At 71.5% G+C, this 20684-nt stretch carries 15 protein-coding genes, 5 tRNA genes and 1 riboswitch; of the genes, 9 read left to right on the plus strand and 11 right to left on the minus strand.

All coding sequences use genetic code 11. The annotated features are described in order from the left end of the window. Positions 1-19 precede the first annotated feature (19 nt). The 3 genes from lhgO to OG917_RS16325 all read left to right on the plus strand — a co-directional run bounded on the left by lhgO (position 20) and on the right by OG917_RS16325 (position 3872). Positions 20-1342, plus strand: coding sequence for an L-2-hydroxyglutarate oxidase (gene lhgO, locus OG917_RS16315; protein ID WP_328318330.1), 1323 nt, complete (start codon positions 20-22; stop codon positions 1340-1342). A 111-nt stretch (positions 1343-1453) separates the two neighbouring features. Next, positions 1454-2251, plus strand: a complete 798-nt coding sequence (gene trmB / locus OG917_RS16320; protein WP_328318331.1) for a tRNA (guanosine(46)-N7)-methyltransferase TrmB — start codon at positions 1454-1456, stop codon at positions 2249-2251. 136 nt (positions 2252-2387) lie between these two features. Then, positions 2388-3872, plus strand: coding sequence for a PrsW family intramembrane metalloprotease (locus tag OG917_RS16325; protein ID WP_443058973.1), 1485 nt, complete (start codon positions 2388-2390; stop codon positions 3870-3872). A gap of 81 nt (positions 3873-3953) precedes the next feature. Here OG917_RS16325 and OG917_RS16330 read toward each other — a convergent pair whose 3' ends face one another. The 5 genes from OG917_RS16330 to OG917_RS16350 form a co-directional block, all read right to left on the minus strand. After that, on the minus strand, positions 3954-4898 hold the full coding sequence (locus tag OG917_RS16330) for an aldo/keto reductase (protein ID WP_328318332.1): 945 nt from the start codon (positions 4896-4898) through the stop codon (positions 3954-3956). Positions 4899-5211: 313 nt separating this feature from the next. Then, positions 5212-6273: a M23 family metallopeptidase gene (locus OG917_RS16335; RefSeq protein ID WP_328318333.1), complete on the minus strand. Its 1062-nt coding sequence runs from the start codon at positions 6271-6273 to the stop codon at positions 5212-5214. A gap of 11 nt (positions 6274-6284) precedes the next feature. Further along, a riboswitch (cyclic di-AMP (ydaO/yuaA leader) is annotated at positions 6285-6425 on the minus strand. Positions 6426-6650: 225 nt separating this feature from the next. Continuing rightward, entirely contained in the window at positions 6651-7796 is a 1146-nt protein-coding gene (locus OG917_RS16340; RefSeq protein ID WP_328318334.1) for a PP2C family protein-serine/threonine phosphatase, read from the minus strand. A gap of 227 nt (positions 7797-8023) precedes the next feature. Beyond that, positions 8024-8097: transfer RNA gene (locus tag OG917_RS16345), tRNA-Met, on the minus strand. Between the two features lie 175 nt (positions 8098-8272). Next, complete coding sequence (locus OG917_RS16350; protein ID WP_328318335.1) at positions 8273-9031, minus strand: MmyB family transcriptional regulator; 759 nt, start codon at positions 9029-9031, stop codon at positions 8273-8275. 167 nt (positions 9032-9198) lie between these two features. On the opposite strand from OG917_RS16350, the gene OG917_RS16355 reads away from it, so the two are divergent. Further along, entirely contained in the window at positions 9199-9474 is a 276-nt protein-coding gene (locus tag OG917_RS16355) for a hypothetical protein (protein ID WP_328318336.1), read from the plus strand. Then, complete coding sequence (locus OG917_RS16360; protein ID WP_328318337.1) at positions 9471-10247, plus strand: hypothetical protein; 777 nt, start codon at positions 9471-9473, stop codon at positions 10245-10247. Before OG917_RS16355 ends, OG917_RS16360 begins: the two co-directional genes overlap by 4 nt. Positions 10248-10433: 186 nt before the next feature. On the opposite strand, the gene OG917_RS16365 is transcribed toward OG917_RS16360, so the two are convergent. From OG917_RS16365 to OG917_RS16385, 5 genes are all read right to left on the minus strand, one after another. Then, a tRNA-Lys gene (locus OG917_RS16365) sits at positions 10434-10506 on the minus strand. A gap of 148 nt (positions 10507-10654) precedes the next feature. Continuing rightward, positions 10655-13624, minus strand: coding sequence for an FG-GAP-like repeat-containing protein (locus OG917_RS16370; protein WP_328318338.1), 2970 nt, complete (start codon positions 13622-13624; stop codon positions 10655-10657). Between the two features lie 245 nt (positions 13625-13869). Further along, positions 13870-16122 (minus strand): DEAD/DEAH box helicase, encoded by a 2253-nt coding sequence (locus tag OG917_RS16375; protein WP_328318339.1) that lies wholly within the window; start codon positions 16120-16122, stop codon positions 13870-13872. A 184-nt stretch (positions 16123-16306) separates the two neighbouring features. Further along, on the minus strand, positions 16307-16930 hold the full coding sequence (locus OG917_RS16380) for a hypothetical protein (RefSeq protein WP_328318340.1): 624 nt from the start codon (positions 16928-16930) through the stop codon (positions 16307-16309). A gap of 166 nt (positions 16931-17096) precedes the next feature. Continuing rightward, complete coding sequence (locus tag OG917_RS16385; protein ID WP_328318341.1) at positions 17097-17447, minus strand: metallopeptidase family protein; 351 nt, start codon at positions 17445-17447, stop codon at positions 17097-17099. Positions 17448-17522: 75 nt separating this feature from the next. Between OG917_RS16385 and OG917_RS16390 the strand changes: the two genes are divergently transcribed. From OG917_RS16390 to OG917_RS16405, 4 genes are all read left to right on the plus strand, one after another. Beyond that, positions 17523-19112, plus strand: coding sequence for a metallophosphoesterase family protein (locus OG917_RS16390; RefSeq protein ID WP_328318342.1), 1590 nt, complete (start codon positions 17523-17525; stop codon positions 19110-19112). Positions 19113-19191: 79 nt separating this feature from the next. Further along, a tRNA-Glu gene (locus OG917_RS16395) sits at positions 19192-19264 on the plus strand. A gap of 39 nt (positions 19265-19303) precedes the next feature. Then, a tRNA-Asp gene (locus OG917_RS16400) sits at positions 19304-19378 on the plus strand. A 49-nt stretch (positions 19379-19427) separates the two neighbouring features. Then, positions 19428-19501 (plus strand) — tRNA-Phe (locus tag OG917_RS16405). Between the two features lie 75 nt (positions 19502-19576). Here the strand turns inward: OG917_RS16405 and OG917_RS16410 are convergent. Further along, on the minus strand, positions 19577-20653 hold the full coding sequence (locus OG917_RS16410) for an ABC transporter permease (protein WP_328318343.1): 1077 nt from the start codon (positions 20651-20653) through the stop codon (positions 19577-19579). Positions 20654-20684 lie beyond the last annotated feature (31 nt).

Here is a 20684-nt window from a genome sequence, read left to right on the forward strand (position 1 = left end):
CGGGGTGGGAGGAGGTGCGATGTCTTTCGGGAACAGCGGCGCTGCCGGCGGCAGTGCTCACGACAGCGGCGCTCAGTACGGCGCCGCCCGGGCCGGCAGCGATGCCCGCAGCAGGCGCAGCCGCGGCTACGGCGGTGATTTCGACTGCGACGTGCTGATCGTCGGCGGCGGGATCGTCGGCCTGTCGACGGCGTACGCCCTGACGCGCTCGGCGCCGGGCACCCGGGTCGTGGTCCTGGAGAAGGAGCAGCGCACCGCCAGGCACCAGACGGGCCGCAACAGCGGGGTCATCCACAGCGGCATCTACTACCGGCCCGGCTCCCTGAAGGCACGGTTCGCGGTGCGCGGAGCTGCGGAGATGACCGAGTTCTGCGCGGAGCACTCCCTGCCGTACGAGGTGACGGGCAAGCTGATCGTCGCCACGGAGCGGGAGGAGCTGCCGCGGCTGCACGCCCTCGCCCAGCGCGGCCGGGAGAACGGGATCCCCGTGCGCGAGCTGGGACCTGCCCAGATCGCCGACGCCGAGCCCGGGATCCGCGGGCTGGCCGCGATCCGCGTCGCCACGACCGGGATCGCCGACTACGGCGCAGTGGCCGCACGCCTCGCAGCGCTCTCCGAGGCCGCGGGGGCGGAGATCCGGTGCGGCGCCGAGGCCGTCCGCATAGCGCGGCGCCCGGAGGGCGTGGCGGTCGCCACGTCGGACGGGGCGGTGATACGGGCCCGGGCACTGGTCAACTGCGCGGGACTGCACTGCGATCGGGTCGCCCGGCTCGCGGGCGACGACCCGGGCATGCGCATCGTGCCCTTCCGCGGGGAGTACTACACCGTGGCCCGCCCCGGGATGGTGCGCGGTCTGGTCTACCCGGTTCCCGATCCGGCCTTCCCCTTCCTCGGCGTCCATCTGACCCGCGGCACCGACGGCACCGTGCACGTCGGGCCGAACGCCGTACCGGCCCTGGCCCGTGAGGGGTACGACTGGGGCACCGTGCGCCCCACCGAGCTGGGCACGACGCTGGCCTGGCCCGGCACGTGGCGGATAGCGGGCCGCCACTGGCGGTACGGGGCGGGCGAGCTGCACCGCTCGCTGTCGAAGCGTGCCTTCACCGACGCGGTGCGGCGGCTGCTGCCCGCTGTCGAGGAGAGGGATCTGCTCCGGTCGCCCGCCGGCGTGCGGGCTCAGGCAGTGCTCAGGGACGGCACGCTGGTCGACGACTTCCTGATCAGGGAGGCACCGCGCACGGTCCATGTGCTGAACGCTCCCTCCCCGGCCGCGACGGCGGCCCTGCCCATCGGCCGCGAGATCGCCCGCAGAGCACTGGCGACGGTGGGGGTACGGGCCTGAGGAGCGAGGGCCTCGGGGGCACAGGCACGAGGAGCGAGGGCCTCGGGGGCACAGGCACGAGGAGCGAGGCGGGGCACGGGCCACCGGCGGGACCGTAGAATCGGAGGCACTGTGTCCGATGTCCTGAACCCCCCGCCAGAGCCCTCGCCGCCCCGCCGCGCCAAGGGCGAGCCGCGCTTCCCCGGTGGTCCTGCGGCCGACCCCGCAGGCTCGCACCACGAGCGCCGGATCCGCAGTTTCCAGCCCCGCCGCAGCCGTGTCACGACCGGCCAGGCCGACGCCCTGGAGCGGCTGTGGCCGCACTGGGGTCTGGACATCGACGGGCAGCGGGTCCTCGATCTGCCCGCCCTCTTCGACGGCCTCCCGGTGGTCCTGGAGATCGGCTTCGGCATGGGCGAGGCCACCGCGCAGATGGCAGCCGCCGACCCGGCGACCGGGATCCTCGCGTCCGATGTGCACACCCCGGGACAGGGAAACCTGCTGCGTCTCGCGGAGCAGAACGGACTGTCCAACATCCGGGTGGCCAACGGTGACGCGATCATCCTCCTCCGCGAGATGATCGAGCCGGACGCGCTGACCGGGCTGCGGGTGTACTTCCCCGACCCGTGGCCCAAGAGCCGCCACCACAAGAGGCGGCTGATCCAGCCCGAGTTCCTCGACCTCGCCGCGGCCCGGCTCGCACCCGGCGCCGTCCTGCACTGCGCGACCGACTGGGTCCCGTACGCCGAGCAGATGCTGGAGGTGCTCACCGCACACCCCTGCTTCGAGAACACCGAGCCGGACGGCGGCTACGCGCCGAGGCCCGGCTTCCGTCCGCTGACCCGGTTCGAGGGCCAGGGGCTGGACAAGGGCCACGCGGTGCACGATCTGCTGTTCCGCCGCAACGACCGCCCGAGCGACCACCGGTAACCCTGCCGCGGTCCCCGCATCCCCGGGGCCGCAGGTCCTCCGGAACCCTTCGACGACGGGCGGGATCGAGCCGGGCCCGGCACGGAATCCCAGTACGGCGTCGCGGTTGTCGGTACCGCTCGTTAGGCTCAATCAGGTGTACGAGTCGAGCGTGCCGCCCGGGGCGGTCCATCCGGTGGTCCCGGTGTACGAGGAGCAGCCGCGCTTCGACGCCGTTCCGCCGCGTGCGCACTGGCGGTACGCCCCGCGCAGGGACTTCTGGCGGAGCAAGGCGCTGCGCGCCTCCGCCGTGATCATCGTCCTCGCCATCTGCGGCCTCCTGATCCTCTCGCTGGTCCGGGAGCAGACCGGCACCGAAGGGTTCCTGGTCGGCATCGGCCTGGCCGTGCTGCCGGTGCCGCTGCTCATGGCGGCCTTCCGCTGGCTCGACCGGGTCGATCCGGGCCCCTGGCGCAACCTGATCTTCGCCTTCGCCTGGGGTGCGTGCGCCGCCGCCCTCGTCGCGATCATCGCCAACTCCTTCGCCACGCACTGGATAGCGACCGCCACGGCGGACCCGACGAGTGCGGACAACCTCGGGGCGAGAGTGGTGGCGCCGATCGTCGAGGAGAGCGCGAAGGCAGCGGCGATCATGCTGATCTTCCTCTTCCGGAGGCGCCACTTCACCGGCATCGTGGACGGGGTGGTCTTCGCGGGCTTCACCGCGACCGGTTTCGCCTTCACCGAGAACATCCTGTACCTGGGCAGTGCCTTCGGTGAGGACAAGACCCTCGGTTTCACGGGTGTTCCGGCCGTGACGGCAGCGACCTTCTTCGTCCGGGTGGTCCTCTCGCCGTTCGCCCATCCGCTGTTCACCGTGCTGACCGGCATCGGCTTCGGCGTCGCGGCCGCAGCCGCCGAGCGCCAGCGGCTGCGCAGGACCCTGCCGCCGCTGCTCGGCCTACTCTGCGCCATGGGCATGCACGCCCTGTGGAACAGTTCGTCGGCCTTCGGCACCTACGGCTTCTATCTGGTCTACGGCGCGTTCATGCTGCCGGTCTTCGGCGTGCTCACCTGGCTGGCGGTCTGGACCCGCCAGCGGGAGCTGCGCACGATATCGGCCGAACTGCCCGCGTACGCTGCGGCGGGCTGGCTCTCCCCGGCGGAACCGCCGGCGCTCTCGTCGATGCGGGCGCGGGCCATGGCGCGCAGCTTCGCCGCGCGTACGTTCGCCGGAGGATTCGGCGCGACCAGCCCGCATCTCGGCCCGCACCCGGCTCCCTGGTCCCCAGCGCCGGGCGGCCCGTACGGCTCAGGCCCGAACGGCTCAGGCCCGTACGGACAGGCTCCCTACCACCGGCCGCCCGCGCACGCCGATGCCAAGTCCCGTGCCAGGGCGGCCTCCCGCGCGGTCTCCGAGTACGAGGCGTTCGCGACCACCCTCGCCTTCCTGCGGCACCGGGCCCAGCGCGGTGCGGTGGGCCCGGACTTCGAGGCACGCGAGCAGGAGCTGCTGCACCACCTCTGGCAGCGCAAGGAGATCGCCGGGCCGGCCCTGCTGTACGCGGCGCAGGCGACCGGGCGGGTACGGGTGCCGCCGCCGCATCTGCACTACGGCGGCTACAACCCGTACCAGCACTGACCGGCCGGGCGCGGCCGGGACGGTGGCCCGGCCGGGCACGGCCGGCCTGCTGGCGCCCGGCTGTCACCGGGCACCGGGGTCTCAGGCGGAGGCCGCGGTCAGCTCCGCCACCTCGGCGCCGGTGAGCTTCAGCTCGGCGACAGCCGTCAGCGCGGGCAGCTGCCCGACCGTACGGGCCGAGGCGATCGGCGCCACGACGGTCGGCTGTGCGGCCAGCCATGCCAGAGCGACGGTCGCGACCTCGGCCCCGTGCGCCGCGGCGACCTTGTCGAGCGCGGCCAGGACCTTCGGCCCCCGCTCGGTCCCGAGGTGCTTGGCCGCACCCTCGGCCCGCACGCTGTCGACGTCCACCCCGGGCCGGTACTTACCGGTGAGGAAGCCGCTGGCCAGCGAGTAGTACGGCACGGCCGCCAGACCGTGCCGGGCCGCCACATCCTGGAGTTCGCCCTCGTACGTGTCGCGGGAGACGAGGTTGTAGTGCGGCTGGAGGGCGACGTACCTGGCGAGCCCCTCGGCCTCGGAGAACGCCAGGGAGGCTTCGAGCCGCTCGGCGCTCAGATTGGATGCGGCGATGGCGCGTACCTTGCCGGCCTTCACCAGGTCGTCGAGGGCCGTGATGATCTCCTCGACCGGGACGGAGACATCGTCGAAGTGCGTGTAGTAGAGGTCGATGTGGTCGGTGCGCAGCCGCTGGAGCGACGCGTCGGCCGCGGCCTTGATGTTCGCCGCGGAGAGCCCCTTGTACTGGGGGTGTGCGCCGACCTTGGTGGCGATCACCACGTCGGAGCGGTTCCCCCGGGCGGCCACCCAGTTGCCGATGACCGTCTCGGACTCGCCCCCCTCATTGCCGGGCACCCACGACGAGTAGGTGTCCGCGGTGTCGATGAAGTTGCCCCCGGCCGCGGTGTAGGCGTCGAGCACGGCGAAGGACTGTTCCTCGTCGGCGCTCCAGCCGAAGACGTTGCCGCCGAGGGAGAGCGGGAAGACCTTGAGGTCGGATGAGCCGAGTGCGCGCAGAGAAGTCATACCGTGATCAACCCCCGGGCGGCTCCGCACTATTCCGGCGGACCGTCCGGACGGGTGGGACCGGCCACGGCGGGACGGCGGACACGGCCGGACGCCGGACACGTCGAACCGGCAGTCCTGGCGTCGGGGGGGTGCCGTCAGGACTGCCGGAGCTGGGGAAGACGTACGTTCAACTGCCCGTACGCCCCTGTGCGGGGCCGCACGAGTACGCCGACCGGGTGCGCCCCTGTGCGGGCCGCGTACCGGGCGCAGCCGGGATCCGGACACCGTGTGCGGGACCGGGCCGCGCGGCGTCCGGTCCCGTACCGGCTCCCTACGGGGTGAGGCCCTTGCCCTGGAGCCAGGTCATCGGGTCGATCGGGTCGCCGCCGCCGGGGCGGACCTCCAGGTGCACATGCGGCCCCGTGACGTTGCCGGTGGCGCCGACGCGGCCGATGACCTCGCCGGTGCTGACCTTCTGGCCGGCGCTGACGGAGAGGGAGGACTGGTGGCAGAACCACAGCTCGGTGCCGTCGTCGAGGGTGAGGACCGTGCGGTAACCGTAAGCCCCGGCCCAGCCCGCCGACTTGACCGTGCCGCTGTGCACGGCCTTGATCGGGGTGCCCGTCGGGGCCGCGAAGTCCAGGCCGGTGTGGTGGCCCGAGGACCACATCGAACCGCCGTCGTTGAACCGCGAGGTGAGGGTGTACGAGGAGACGGGGAGCGAGTAGCTCGCCGCCAGCTTGGCGAGCCGCTCCTTCTCGGCCTTCGCCTTGGCCTCCGCCTCGGCCTTCTGCTTGGCCGCCTTCTCCTTGGCCGCTGCCTCGTCCTGCTTCCTGGCCGCCTCCGCCGACGCCTTCTCGGCCGCTGCCTTCTCGGCTGCCGCCTTGGCCTCGTCCTCGACCGCGCCCTGCTGCTGCTCGGCCTGCTGGAGTATCCGGGCGCGCAGTGCCTCGCCCGCGTCCGCACCGCCCTTGCCGGTGGCCGCGGAAGTGGTGAGCGCCGCGTTGGTGGCGTCCGCCGCCGTACTCCCGTGGTCCGGCGAGCCGCCGAGGTCGGAGAGCAGCGTCCCCACACCGGGCAGCGATTCGGCCTCGGGCAGCTTGTCCTTCACGGACTGCGGGAGGTCGGGGAGGGAGATGGCGACCGGCGGCTTGCTCTGGGCGCTGGCCATGCCGCCCGCGCCGACGGCTGCGATCACGCCGACGCCGAGCACCGTCGAGCTGCGGGCGAGACCGCCACGCTGCTTGGCGACCCGGTGTTTGCCGCGGACCGGACGGAGGGAATCCTCGGTGGGGTTCCACTCGTCGAACGAACCGCCGTCCTCACCGCCGAAACCGAGAGCATCGTCGTTCGGGAAGTAAAGCGTTTCGGGGGCAGGGTTGTTGGACGCCACGGAGGCGCACTCCTTTCCTTCCTTACCGCCTACCGGGTTAGCTGACGGGTTCGGAGCAGGAAGGTCTCCTACGGGCGTCCCTTACGGAGCAGCCCGATTCACCCCAATTGGTGGTTCCCCGGTTCCCTTGCGGGATTCGGCGCGTGCGCACGGTGCCGCCTCTTGCGACGACTGGGACAACCGCGCTGCGTTATCGAACGTTAATAGACGCGAGGGCTGGATTCCAAGCTGTTCCGACTGATCGTTAACGGCCCTGGCCTGCGCTTTTCACCGCATATAGGGGCATATTCGGGCGACCTGACCTGCCCTCAGAAGCCGCCGGGAAACATCCATCTCCTGAAAGTGCGTCAACTGTTATGCGGAGGGGTGCCCTTCGGCTACGGATTGTGCCGGTCGCGGTGGATGATCTCCACCGTTCTGCGCCGGTACGGCTGCCCCCGGAGCGGGCGGCCCACCGCGAGGAGCGCCATGTCGTCCGTGGTGTGCCCGCCCGTGTGGAGCCGCACGTCGTCGGTCACCGCCGTCAGCAGCTCTTCGGGCCCCGGAAAGATCCGGCCGCGCAGCCGTTCCTTCGGTTCGTAGAAGGTGCCTTCCGCGTTCCGTGCCTCGGACAGCCCGTCGGTGTAGAGCAGCAGCGTGGCCCCCGGCGGGAACTCCGTCTCGTCGGCCCGGTCCGGCCAGGCCGCCAGATCGGCCAGCCCCAGCGGCAGCGCGGGATCGGTCGGCGCCAGGACGTGGATGCCCCCGTCCGCGTACAGCAGCAGCGGCTCGGGGTGGCCCCGGTTGAGCAGGCGGATCACTCCCTGCTCGCGCGGGATCTCGGCGAGAGCCGCCGTGGTGAAGCCCTCGAAGGCGTCGAGCCCCTCGCGGCGCACCCCCTCACGGGTCAGCGCATGCTCCAGCCGCTGCGCGACCCGCTCGATCGTGACCTCCTGCTCGGCGGCCTCCCGGAAGGCCCCGATCACCACGGCCACGGCCTCGACGGCGCCCAGCCCCTTACCCCGCACGTCGCCCACCACAAGGCGGACCCCGTACGGGGTGTCCTGCACGGCGAAGAGATCGCCGCCGATGAAGGTCCCCGCCTGCGCCGCCTCGTACCGTGCCGCGATGTGCAGCCCGGCGATCCGTTCGGCGGGCACCGGCAGCACGGCACGCTGCGCCGTCTCCGCCACCACCCGCGCCGACGCGAGCTCCTCGCCGCTGAGCCGGATCACCCGGTTGATGAGAAGCGCGACTACGGACACGGTGATGACCGTGATCAGCTCGGTGATCGCCGAGCCCTGCTCCGAGGTGTCGTCGTAGACGTGCAGCCCCGCGATGGCCAGGATCGCGATGACTCCCGTGACCAGCGTGGCCCGGAACGAGTAGAACGGGGCGGCGATCACAGGGGCGGCGGAGAAGAACGGGGCCGCGGTGAATCCGCGGGGCGTCAACTGGTCGAAGATCACGCCGCCCACAATCAGCGCGGCCGGAAGCGCCCGGACGAATCGGCGCACCCAGCCCATGTCCTCTCCCTGCCCCACCCCTGCCTCCTGCCCGGTCCGAAAGCGGCGGACGGTACCGCGCACCACCAGGCTGGCGGCAACCACGGCCGAGTGCGATTCGGCGCCCGCCAACTGGGGGAAGCCCGGCCGGGCGCTGCCGGGCGCGAGATCCCGGCCGGGCAGGCCCGGGGGCGGGGAGCGAGCCGAGGGCGGGCCGGGAAACGACCGAAGGCCCAGCACATGATGTGCTGGGCCTTCGTCCTGAGTAGCGGGGACAGGATTTGAACCTGCGACCTCTGGGTTATGAGCCCAGCGAGCTACCGAGCTGCTCCACCCCGCGTCGGTAAACACAACTCTACGGCATCCCCAGGGGTGCTCAGGACCATTTCCCCCGGCAGACGCCGACGGCCCCTCTGCCGCACAGCCCGCACAGCCCGCACACGACGGCGGAGCACGGGACGGGCCGCACCGGCACGCGCGGCGCCGGCATGGGCCGGCCCGCGATGTCCGGAGCGCTACCCGGCAGCTGCGGCGGCTTCCTCGGCGTCGTACCCGGCCTCGTGCCCGGTCTCGTGCCCGGCCCCGCCCGAGAGCGCGCGCAGGGCCGCCTGGGACCGCGATCCGGCCTCGGCCGCGTACAGCAGCAGCGTCAGCTCCTCGTCCGGAGGCGGCAGCCGCATCGCCTGGAAGTGCAGCTTCAGCAGCCCGTGCTCCCGATGGTTGACCAGCTTGATGCCGTACCCCTTCTCCTCGACGTCCTGCGCCTGCCAGAGGCCGGCGAACTCCGGGCTGCGCTCCAGCAGTTCGCCGACCACCTCGCGCAGCCGCACGCCGTCCGGCGTGCGCCCGGCCTCGGCACGCAGCACCGCGATGACCTCACGGCGGATCTGCGCCACCTCCGGGTGGGCATCCTCCGCGTCCGGGCGGAGGAACATCTGCCGCGCGAGGTTGCGCTCCGCAGGGGCCAGGGCCGCGAAGTCGCACCCCAGCCGGCCGCCGGCCCGGTTCCACGCCAGGACGTCCATCGCCCGTCCGTAGACGACGGCCGCGACGCCGTCCATCGCGTCGAGCAGGACCCGCAGGCCCGGCCGTACGACCTGTGGTGCTTCCTCGGCCGGCCGCCCGGCCGCCCCGCCACGCGCCGCCCGGCGCGCCACGTTCCGCAGGTACTCGTACTCGGCCGCGGTCAGCCGCAGCCCGCGGGCGAGGGCGTCCAGCACGTCCGGGGAGACGTTTCCGCCGCGGCCCTGTTCGATGAGGATGGCCCGATGCATGCGGATCCGGAGATCAGCGCGTTCCTGAAGGCCCGGCGGGCCGCTCTCGACCCGGCCGAGTTCGCCCTGCCGCCCGGCTGGCCGGTATCAGCGTGGAGTACTACACGCGCCACGAGTCCATTCACACCATGAGGTACTTAGGTACCATGGTGAGGGAGGTGATCGTCATGACTGCAGCTGCCAAGCCCGCCCGACAGGCTCCGCTCAAAGTGGATCCGGCAACAGACAAACTGATCAGCCAGGGAGCACATTTTCTGGGACTGACAAAGAAGGACCTGGTCGCCGAGGCCGTGCGGGTCTACCTGGATCAGCGCAGGGAAGATCTGCGCGTGGGCATGGTCGATGCCCTCAGCGTGCTGGACGGCTCGCTGAAGTCCGATGTCATGCTGTTGACCGGCCTGACCGCAGAGGAGATCGACGCGGTGGGTGGGATCGACGAGTGAGCGAAACCCCGGCGATGCGACCGCCCCGTCCCACCCTTCGGTGCTTACGCGAGGACCTCGGCCTGCCCGTGCCACCGGTCACGGTCCCGCTGGACGAGGCGAGTCACCCGCTCCTCGCCAAGACTGCCGAGCAGTTCGCGGTGAATGACGCCAAGCATGAACGTATCCGTGCGATCGATGACCAGGTGCTGTTCAAAGTGAAGGTGCAGCGCTGGCGCGGAGCCGTCTGGTCGGACGCCGACCTGCCCTGGCTGGTGGCAGCCGGTCGCCGCGAAGACGGCTCGAGCGAAGACTTCTACGCCGGCCTCGAAGCGAACGGGAAGGCCGCTCGAGCCCGCTACAACGCCGAGCACGCCGATGCGCTGAGGACCGCGACCTACACCGGCCCTCTGCTCCCGGCTCGTGAGGATCACGTTCGGTACACCGCGGAAGCCGGTGTCCGGTTTGTGCGGAGATTGCGCGTCACGCTGCTGGAGCTCAGCCGCTCCACCCTCAGGGACGGCCAGGAGCACACGGTCGACTTCGACACCTTCACCCTCGGCCTGCAGGTTCGCGCCGACGACGGTCACGAGACCTATGTCGCGGTGCGTATCACGGGCTCCGTCCCTGCGAATCTCACCACCTTGATCCTGCGTAACGTCCCGGGCTGCGAAGCCGACGGCTGGTACCCGGAATATGCCTTGCCCGAGCGGGACTTGCTCCCCGCCGAGCAGGCCTGGTCCAACCTCATGGACCCGCGCCAAGCCGCCTTGGTCCTTGACGCAGAGCCGTAGACCCCAGCCACTGCCCGGCCCTGCAAGAGGTCGGCCAGTGGCTCTCAAGGAATCCCTACGGAAACTGGCGTATCCGCTCGCGCATGCTCACGCACGAGTCCGACAACACAGCAGCGCCTCGACCGGATGAAACCGGTCGAGGCGCTGCGTAGCAGGTCAGACGGGGTGAACCCGTCCCGCTCCCGGTAGACCGTGTGGGACTCGAACCCACAACCAATGGATTAAAAGTCCACTGCTCTGCCAATTGAGCTAACGGTCCGTGCCGAAGCACCCCCCGAGCATAGCGGGAGCCTGCCCGGCAGCCGATCGGGTATCCGTCACCGGGCCCGTCGGCCGTGTCCCCCGGGGTGTCCCGGGGGACACGGGCGCGGCGGTCCTGCTCACCGCGTGGGCGTTCGAGACAGGGCCTAGAAGACGCCCTTGTACCCCTGCCAGCCGGTGGCGATCAGCGTCCGGCCCCCGAAGGAGCCCTTGCCGTTGCCCGCGTTGCGGTAGAGGTTCCCCGCGGCGTCCCGCTCGACGATGTCCGCCTTGCCGTCCCCGGTGATGTCGCCGGCGCCGACGATCGTGTCGTAGGAGGCGCCCCAGTCCTTGAAGACCTGCACCCGCTCCTTGAACTGCCCCGCAGCCGTGCCGTCGTAACGCCACAGCACATGGGCCTTGTCACGGGCGAGCAGATCTCCGTACCCGTCACCGTTGAGGTCGCCCACGCCCATCACCTTGCTGTACATCCACTTCGAGCGGATCTTCCGCCCTGCCGCCAGCGTCCCGTCGCTCTTCGAGGCAAAGAGGTAGAGGTCACCGGTCGACGTCTTCCAGCCGAGCAGATCCGCCCGGCCGTCGCCCGTCAGGTCGCCGGGAGAGGTGAGGGTCTTGTACGCCTCGAAGCCCGTGCCGAGTTTCGTGTACGGGGTCGTCGGCCTGATCGGCTCCCCGTACGCCGGGCGGTAGCCCCGCAGGGAGCCGTCCCGCCACCGGACCAGCACATCGTTGGACAGGTCCCCGTCGAGATCCCCGAACGGGACGGCCACCGCTGTCGTCGCCCACCCGCCGCCGGTGGTCTTGCCGGAGAACTTCCCGGCCCCGTCACCGTGCTGGAAGGTGAACTCGCCCTTGGAGTTCAGGGTCAGCACGTCACCGACGCCGTCCGCCGTGTAGTCCCGCGCCACTGCGGCGCCCCCGGTGAGCCGCAGAGTCCCGGACGCCGTCAGCGCCGCGCCCGTACCGTCCGCGGGCTGGGCTGCCAGGGTCCATGTGTAGGTGCCGCTCGGAGCGGGGCGCCCTGCCGAGAGCAGCCCACCCCAGGTGGCCGCGAGCGCGCCGCGGGCCTCGCCACCGGTCAGGGTGGCCGCCACGGCCCCGGTGGCCTTGTTCTTCAGCGAGACCTTCCAGGACACCGCGGGCTTCGACAGCCACCACACCGGGGTCCACGGGCGCCCCTCGTCCATGGCGTTCACGGTCGCCGGGACCTGCGCGTCGGTCAGGGTGAGCGGGGCGGACACCGCCCCGGCCGGCGTGACATGCACCTGCTGGTCCTCGCCGCTGTACGCCACCAGACCGCTGGACGGGCCGGCAGCCCAGCCCACACCCGGGACCGGGGAGCCTGCCGTGCCCAGTACCCGCACGACAGATCCTGCTCCGGTCAGGTCGGTGACCGTCACCCGCCGGTCCTTGTCCAGCCACACCAGGAAACCGTCACCGAGCCTGCCCGGCGTGGCCCCCACCGCGACGGTCCTCGCCTTTCCCGCGGCGATGTCCACGACCCCGGCGGTGGCCGGGCCCGTGCCGCACTCCCAGTAGAGGTACCGCGCGGAAGCCTGCAGGGTGTGCACCACGCACGACGATCCGGTGCTGAGAGTGCGGGTCACGGCGCCCGTGGACACATCGGTCGCGGTCAGCTTGCCGCCGGCGGACGCCTGCCAGAGCGTGCCGCCCCAGAGGGCGGAGGGGCCGGCGGGCGCCGTACGTACGACGGCGTGCGTGCCAAGATCCCGCACCTCGGTCCGTGACTGCGCGCCGCTGCCGGTCCCGTACGCGATGTAACGGCCGGAGACCCCGTACACCGTGGGCTCGACGGTTCCCAGGACGACCTGCTGCGCGGATTTCACCGACGAGTCGTCGACGATGTTCAGCCGGTACCCGGAGCCGGTGGAGGTGACGTATGCCAGACGTCCGTCGGCTGCCGGGAACAGTTCCGGGCAGTTCTGGTACGCCTCGCACGGGGCGGAGCCGGGCGCGGCTCCCAGATACTTCTGGGCGACGACGGCCGGAGATCCGGAGAGAGCGAGCTGCCGGTGGTAGAAGCCGAGGTCGGCGCCAGTGGACGACGCCTCGTCACTGATGAGTTCGTTGCCCGCGAGCGCGAGACCGGCGCTGTGGGAGGGATGCCAGGGGACCGCCAGTACCTCGCTGCGCACCGGCGCGCCGTCAGGGCCCGCGGTGAAGCGGTCCACCGCGTAGTCACCGCCGGGCCCCTTGCCCACGATCAGCAAGCTGCCGTCCGGACCGGGCAGCGCGCTGGTCAGGTAGGCGAAGGAGAGCAGCGTGGTGCTCCTGCCGTCCGGCGCGATGTCGAGGAGCGGGCCGTTTCCTGAGTCGCCCCAGAGCACATGGTCTCCGACCAGGAACTGGCGGACACCCCCGCTGGAGCTGACCGGCAGGCTGCGCGGCGGGTCCTGCGGACGCTGCCTGGAGAGCACCTTGATGGCCTTGGCCTGGATGTCGTGCCAGCTCACGTAGTCCGCGGTGACCCGGACGTCCTGCTGGTTCCCGGAGAACGGCAGAGCGGTGAGTACCGCCGTTCCCAGATCGACGAGACCGAAGTGGCGCGCACCGCCGGCCTGGTAGGTCACCAGCTCGGTGGACTCGTCGCCCGATCCGCCCCTCAGCGTGGAGGCCGGAGTGCAGTTCGTCCGCCCCGGCACACCGGTGACCTCGCGGTCGGTCAGTGCCGTTCCTTCGAGGCGCAGGAGGTGGCACTCGCCTGCCGCGGTGGCCACCGCCGTCTCGCCGTGGAATCTGGGCACGCCGTACTCCGGTGGCACCCGCATGGTGCGCACCGCGCCCGTATGCGGATCGACCAGCCGGAAGTCGCCGGGGCCTGCCTGGTGGACGACCAGGTCCGACCGGGTGTTGGCGACGCCGACTGCCCCCGCGGGCAGCGCCAGGCCGGTGGTCGCGCCGGTGGCGTAGTCCGTCCACCGGTAGCGGGCGCCCGAGTCCTCGGTATACGCGAAGCCGGTCCGGCCTGCGACCGTGTCGTACCCCGGACTGACCGTTCTGCCCGGCGCCGTGAGCACTGCCCCGGGGGGCGTAGCGGCCGCGGCGGTGAACGGGCTCACCGTGCCCGTGAGGGTTGCCGCGGCGCCGATGGCCACCGCCGTACGCCGGAGTCTTCGGCGAAGTGGCACGGAAGGACGGCGCGTACGGGCCATAAGGAACTCCCCCAACGTGGAATCCGCGCGCGCCGGAAGGGCGCTGAGGCGCGGCAGGTGTGGGGCCCTGGTGTCGAACTGCTCTGCGAGTGAAGGGAGTTTATCAGCGGCGCCCCGTACGGGGGCACAGAAAAAGGCTGCCCCGGACGACGGAAAACCGTCGTCCGGGGCAGCCCTCTCAGTCGGACTCAGCCGTTGCGCTTCCAGCGCGGCTTGTCGTCACGGCGGCCGAACGAACCGGTGCCGGTACCCGTACCGGTCGTGCGGTGGTCGTCACGGCGGCCGGTCGGGCGGTCGCTGCTGCCGGAGCGGAAGCCACCGGTGGGGCGGTCGTCACGGCGGTCGCGGTTGAACGGACGGTCGCTGCCGCGGTGGCCGCCGGCGGGGCGGTCGTCACGACGCTGGAAGCCGCCGCCGTTGCCACCACGGTCGTCACGGCGGTCGCCGCCACGGAAGCCACCGGACGGACGGTCGTTGTCACGACGCTCGCCGCCACGGAAACCGCCACCGGAACCACCCGACGGACGGTCGTCACGACGGAAGCCGCCACCGTTGCCACCACGGTCGTCACGGCGGTCGCCGCCACGGAAGCCACCGGACGGACGGTCATTGTCACGACGCTCGCCACCACGGAAACCGCCACCGGAACCACCCGACGGACGGTCGTCACGACGGAAGCCGCCACCGTTGCCACCACGGTCGTCACGGCGCTGGAAGCCACCGCGGTCACCACCGCGGTCGCCGCCGCGGTATCCACCACGGTCGCCGCCCCGGTCGTCACGCCGGCCGAAGCTGCCACGGTCGTCGCGGCGCTCCTCGCGCTGCTCCGCCCTCGGCTGCTCCGGTACGGCGGCCGCGATCTCGGCCTCGGCGGCCTGCAGCACCTCGGCGACAGCGGCCTCGGGGTCGTCACCGCGCTCGCGTGCGGCACGCGCCACCAGGCGGTCGGCCTCCTCGCGCAGCTCGGTCGCACGGCGCTGGATGCGCTCCAGCTCACGGGTGAGGTCCTTGGCCTCGCGCTCCGCCTGCTTGGCGGCGTTGTTCGCGGAGTCGGCCTGGACCTCGGTCAGCGAACGGGCACCGGTGATCTCGGCGACCTCGGGCTCGAACACCCCGGCACCCTGGACGATGTGACGCGCGGCGTCGACGCCCGCGTCCTCCATCAGCCGGAAGATCTGGCGGCGCTGGTGCGGCAGCGACAGCGAGACGACGACACCGGACTTGCCGGCGCGGGCGGTACGGCCCGAGCGGTGCAGGTAGTCCTTGTGGTCACCGGCCGGGTCCACGTTCAGGACCAGGTCGATGCCGTCGACGTGGATACCGCGGGCGGCGACGTCGGTCGCGACGAGCGCGTTGACGTAACCCTTCTTGAAGTCCTCAAGGACGCGGGTACGGGCGCCCTGGGTCATACCGCCGTGCAGGGCGTCTGCCTTGACGCCCGACTCGACGAGCTGCTCGGCGATCCGGTCGGCGCCCAGCTGGGTCCGCACGAAGATGATCGTGCGGCCCTTGCGGGCGGCGATGGCGGCCGTGACGGGCGCCTTGTCCTTCGGCTTCACGACGAGGACGTGGTGGGACATGGTCGAGACGTTGCCCTGGGCGCTGTCCACCTCGTGGCTGACCGGGTTGGTCAGGTAGCGCTTGACCAGCGTGCCGATCTCGTTCTCCATGGTGGCGGAGAAGAGCATGCGCTGGCCGCCACCGGGGATCTGGTCGAGCAGCTCGGTGACCTCGGGCAGGAAGCCCAGGTCGGACATCTGGTCGGCCTCGTCGAGTACGGCGACCTGGACGCTCGACAGCGAGCAGGCGCCGCGGTTGATGATGTCGCGCAGACGGCCCGGGGTGGCGACGAGGACGTCGACACCGCGCTCCAGGGCGTAGATCTGGTTGGACATCGACGTACCGCCGCAGACGACCTTCATCTTCAGGCCGAGCACGTCGCCGTACGGCTGGAGAGCGTCCGCGACCTGCATCGCGAGCTCACGGGTCGGGGTGAGGATGATGCCGCGCGGCTTCTTCTTCTCGGTGTGTCCGCCGGAGAGAGTCGCCAGCAGCGGGAGGCCGAAGGAGAGGGTCTTGCCGGAGCCGGTGCGGCCACGGCCGAGGATGTCCTTGCCGGCCAGGGCGTCCGGGATGGTCGCGGCCTGGATCGGGAAGGGCGCGGTGACGCCGTTCTGGGCGAGCTTGCGGACGATGCCTTCCGGCAGACCCAGCGACCCGAAGGTCACGGTCGGCTCGGCGGGCTCGGCATCGGCGGTGATCTCGGCGGTGACGGTCTCACCGTCGGCGATCTCGGCGGTGACTGCGGCCTCGGTGGCGGTGTCCTCGGCGGCTACGGCCTCGGCGACGGCCTCTTCGACCTCGACCACGACAGCCTCGGCGTCGGCGACAATCTCGTCGTTCTCGGGCATGACGGCGTGGTCAGAACTGAAATTGGACATGCGAAATGCGAAACCTTCCGGAGTCTCGGCACGCGCCCATAACTCCGTGAATCGCTATTTCGACCGCCTCAATGCGGACCAGTCACGGTAAGGGAGAGAACGCGCCTCGGGGCGCTCTTCGCCTCTTGCTGATCAAGAGACACAGTGGCGCCGGGCAATGGGATCAAACGATCTACTACCATACTCACCCTTCCCCCTTCCTGGCAAACCCGGCCTGCCGCACCGGCTCGGCCTGCGGTGATGCCAGCGGAATGAGCATCACGTCGGACCGCTTGGCGGGGCCCACGGACGGGGCCGTCGTGGCCCCGGGCGGCGAGTCTCCGGGGTCGGGCACCGGGCTCGTGTGCGGCGGGTCCGACGGCTGCCCGGGCGGCGCGGGGCTGGTGACGGGCGGCACCGGAGGACCGGACGGCCTGCCGCCCGGCCCCGGCGGGCGTCCGTGCCGGGTGTGGCCAGGGCGGGGCGCCCCCGGGTCCCCGGGCGCCCGGGGACCCGCCGATGACCCCGCAGCGCCGCCGCTCTTCCCGCCGCCCCCTGCCGCGCCCCCGCCCTTGCGGGCGGACTTCCCGTGCCCGGGCTGCCCGTCCCGGTCCCCGTCACCGCCGCCGGCCGCTCCGTGCACCCGGTCGCGCCCGCCGCCGTCCGGCGCGGCGACCGTGCCGTCCGACTGCGCGTCCGTGCGCTGCGTCCCCTTCGTGGCGGACGGCGCGGGCCTGCCGGGGTGGTCGGTGATGCTCATACAGCCCGCCGTCGCCGCCACCGTCATCACGGCGGCGATCAACCGGGCGGGGACAGGCAACTGGCGCACGGGGCGCACCTCCGGAGGGAGCGGACTGGGCGGACCGCCCTGCCCAACTCCCCTGCGCCCGGAAGGGACACGCCCACCGGCTCACCCGTACCGCGGCGGCGCCCGGCCGAACGCACATGAGCCGAGCGCACACGAGCCGGGCGCACACGGGCCGGGCGCCGCGGGCTCAGCCGTACCCCAGGGCGTGCAGCCGCTCGTCATCGATCCCGAAATGGTGTGCGACCTCGTGCACCACGGTGATCTCGGTCTCCGCCACCGCCTCCTCGCGCGAGGCGCACAACCGCAGCGTCGGCCCCCGGTAGACGGTGATCCGGTCGGGCAGGACCCCCGCGTACCACTCGCCGCGATCCGTCAGCGGAGTCCCCTCGTAGAGACCGAGCAGCTCCGGGTCGTCGGACGCGGGTTCGTCGTCGACGAACACCGCGACGTTGTCCATCAGCCGGGTCAGCTCCGGCGGGATCCGGTCCAGCGCTTCCGCGACCAGTTCCTCGAACTCCTCACGCGTCATCTCCAGCACCCGCTCATTGTCCCGTAGTTCCCCCGTATGCGCCGGGTCCGCATGGGAGTTCCGCCTCCTGGGCATACCGCACAGATGGCCGCCGCCGACCGACTACGGCACTCACGGGCGCTGCGCGCCGTCCGGGCAGTGGGCGCGCGCCGTCCCCGGTTCCGGGGGCCACGTGCCGGGCGGCCGGGCACGGGCGGTGCCCGCGGCACCCGTACCGCACCGCAGGAGCTGTCGCTCGCCCCGCGCCCGCATCCCTGGGCCCGGGGGCTCGTCATGGTGGCCGTCGTGCTGCTCGGCGCCTGGCTGGGGCTGCTGGTCGTGGGCAACGTCCGTTCGCAGGTCGGCCCGGTGGACACCACGATGACGCTGCGGCCCTCCCTCACCGGCGGCACCAGGATCGACGTCTCGCCGCTGGGTGCGCTCGCACTCGACTCGCACAGCGCTCCCCTCCGGCTCGACGTCGACGTGGACCGCCTCGACCCGGTCCGCTCCCAGGCCCTGGTGGAGCACCCCGAACGGATCTCAGGCCTGCAGACCGAGATCGCCCACGACGTCGAGCACAGCACCCTCGACCTGGCCGCACGCTCCTGCGCCGCCGTGGTGATCGGAGCCACCACGCTCGGCCTCGTCGTCTACCGCAGGCCGCGCCGGGCCCTGGCGGCCGGAGGCCTCGCGCTCGCCCTGCTCGCGGCTTCGGGCGCCACCGCGTACGCGACCTGGAACCCCAAGTCGCTGCTTGAGCCGAAGTTCTCCGGGCTGCTCTCGTCCGCTCCGCAAGTGGTCGGCAACGCGCGCTCCATCGTCACCGACTTCAACGTCTACCAGGAGGAGTTGGCCCGTCTCGTCACCAATGTGACGAAGCTGTACGACGCCACATCGACCCTCCCGGCCTACCAGCCGGACCCCGGCACCATCCGCGTCCTGCACGTCTCCGACATCCATCTCAACCCGGCGTCGTGGCAGATCATCGGCTCGCTCGTGAAGCAGTACAAGATCGACGTGATCATCGACTCCGGCGACACGATGGACCACGGGAGCGCGGCCGAGAACACCTTCCTCGACCCGGTGCGGGACCTCGGGGCGCCGTACGTCTGGGTCCGCGGCAACCACGACTCGGCCACCACCCAGAAGTATCTGAAGCACCTGAGGAACGTGCACGTGCTCGACAACGGCAGCGCCGTGACGGTGGGCGGCCTGCGGATCGCGGGGACCGGCGACCCGCAGTTCACCCCGGACCGCTCGGTCGTGCCCGGCGGGGACGCGGCGGAGCGGCTGGCGGGGATCCGGCTCGCCTCCGCCATCCGTGACCAGCGGAAGGCCGGCACCCCCGTCGACATCGCGGTGGCGCACGAGCCCCCGGCGGCAAGCGAGACGGACGGCACGGTCCCGCTGGTGCTCGCCGGGCATGTGCACCACCGCGAGAACCGGATGCTCCCCCTCGGCACCCGGCTGAAGGTGGAGGGCTCGACGGGCGGCGGCGGGCTGCGCGCGGTGCAGAACAAGCGTCCGGAGAAGGTGCTCGCCTCGGTGCTCTACCTGGACCGGCCGACCAGACGGCTGCAGGCCTGGGACGAGATCACCCTGGGCGGGCTCGGCCTGACCACGGCCGAGGTCAGCCGGCATCTCCCGGAGGACAACCTGCCCGGAGCGCGCCCCTCGCCCGCTCCCCGCTAACCGTTTTGGCGAACCGCGCCGCCATCCCATATGCTTCGGACGTCCCCGACGCGCTGCAAAGCGCCCAGGCGGGCCCTTAGCCCTCATCGTCTAGTGGCCCAGGACGCCGCCCTTTCAAGGCGGTAGCACGGGTTCGAATCCCGTTGGGGGCACGCACAACTGTGTGCGAGAATATTTCTCGCACATTGCTTGGTCCTGTGGAGCAGTTTGGAGTGCTCGCCACCCTGTCAAGGTGGAGGCCGCGGGTTCAAATCCCGTCAGGACCGCTGCAGCTCAGGCTGCTTCCCCGAGCTCTGCGAGCGAGGGGTGCCCTATGGCTGGGTAGCTCAGTTGGTACGAGCGATCGCCTGAAAAGCGATAGGTCGCCGGTTCGATCCCGGCCCCAGCCACGGCTACGAGAGCCCCGACCCCGGTCGGGGCTTTTCGCATGTCCGGAGCGTTCCCACACCACGTGTCCGGAGCACCTACACCCCCTGGGCCCGCCGGCCGCCCAGCACCGTACGCCCGCCCGGATGCCGGTGGCGCCAGATCCAGAAGACCGCGCACGAGACCAGCGACCACGCCGCGAGCACCAGGAACGGGAACGCGTGCTGGTAGCCGCCGAAGTACACGGCGGTGTGCTGGGCGTTGACCGAGGCACCCGGCGGCAGCCACTGGCCGATGTGGCCCAGCGTCGAGGGAAGCAGCGGCCAGGACACCGCGCCGCCCGACGAGGGGTTCCCGAGCAGCACCATGAGACCCCAGGTGGGGAGCATGGCCCAGCGGCCGATCAGGGTGTTGAACATCGTGAAGACCATGCCGGACGTGAACATCGTGAAGGCCAGGATCAGCCACGACTCCACGAACGGCAGATCCAGCGCCCCCAGCAGCCAGTCGGCGACGGCCGCGATGGCGAAGCCCCCGAGCAGCGCGTTGGCCACGATGTACGCGATGCGTTCGGCCGGGTTCAGGCCGCGGGCGTGCACCGACAGCTGGATCGCGCCGACGAAGCCGACGATCACTGCGGCGAGGGAGATGTAGAAGAGCGCGAGCCCTCGCGGATCACCCTTCTGGAGGGGGTTGACGTCCTTCACCCGGACCGGCACACCGGTCGCCTTCGACACCTTGGGCGCGGACTCCACCAGCACCTGGGCGACCGAGGCGCCCGAGGCCCCGGACACGTCCAGCTGGACCGCGCCGCCCCGCACATGCACGATCGCGAAGACCTTCTGCTGGTCCACGGCCCGCCGCGCCTCGGCGTTCGTCCCGTACACACGCAGGTTCAGCGAGGCGTCGAGCGCCTTCTCCATCCCGTCGATGAAACGCTTGCCGGCGGGTGATCCGTACGCGCCGACGACGGCGGTGGGCACGCGGTGCGGGGTCGGGTTCGCCATGAAGTACGTGTAGGAGCCGGCGAAGAGTCCGGCGGCGGCGGACAGGATGAACAGCAGGACGGTGGCCGGCACGAAGGGCGACTTCCGGAACGCCTCCCACCGCTCGCCCCCGGTCGGGCGCCTGCCGTGGGCGCTGTGAGCGCCGTGGTGTTCCGTCTCGTCGGACATGGAACCAAGCTAAACCACACATGACGGACAT

It is taken from the genome of Streptomyces sp. NBC_00388 (genome assembly GCF_036061255.1).
Lineage (GTDB): Bacteria > Actinomycetota > Actinomycetes > Streptomycetales > Streptomycetaceae > Streptomyces.

Coding starts and splice junctions, on each gene's coding strand:
- lhgO (WP_328318330.1), top strand. CDS start 20: ATGTCTTTCGGGAACAGCGGCGCTGCCGGCGGCAGTGCTCACGACAGC.
- OG917_RS16330 (WP_328318332.1), bottom strand. CDS start 4,898: ATGACTTCTCTGCGCGCACTCGGCTCATCCGACCTCAAGGTCTTCCCG.
- OG917_RS16350 (WP_328318335.1), bottom strand. CDS start 9,031: ATGCATCGGGCCATCCTCATCGAACAGGGCCGCGGCGGAAACGTCTCC.
- OG917_RS16355 (WP_328318336.1), top strand. CDS start 9,199: ATGACTGCAGCTGCCAAGCCCGCCCGACAGGCTCCGCTCAAAGTGGAT.
- OG917_RS16375 (WP_328318339.1), bottom strand. CDS start 16,122: ATGTCCAATTTCAGTTCTGACCACGCCGTCATGCCCGAGAACGACGAG.
- OG917_RS16390 (WP_328318342.1), top strand. CDS start 17,523: ATGGCCGCCGCCGACCGACTACGGCACTCACGGGCGCTGCGCGCCGTC.
- OG917_RS16410 (WP_328318343.1), bottom strand. CDS start 20,653: ATGTCCGACGAGACGGAACACCACGGCGCTCACAGCGCCCACGGCAGG.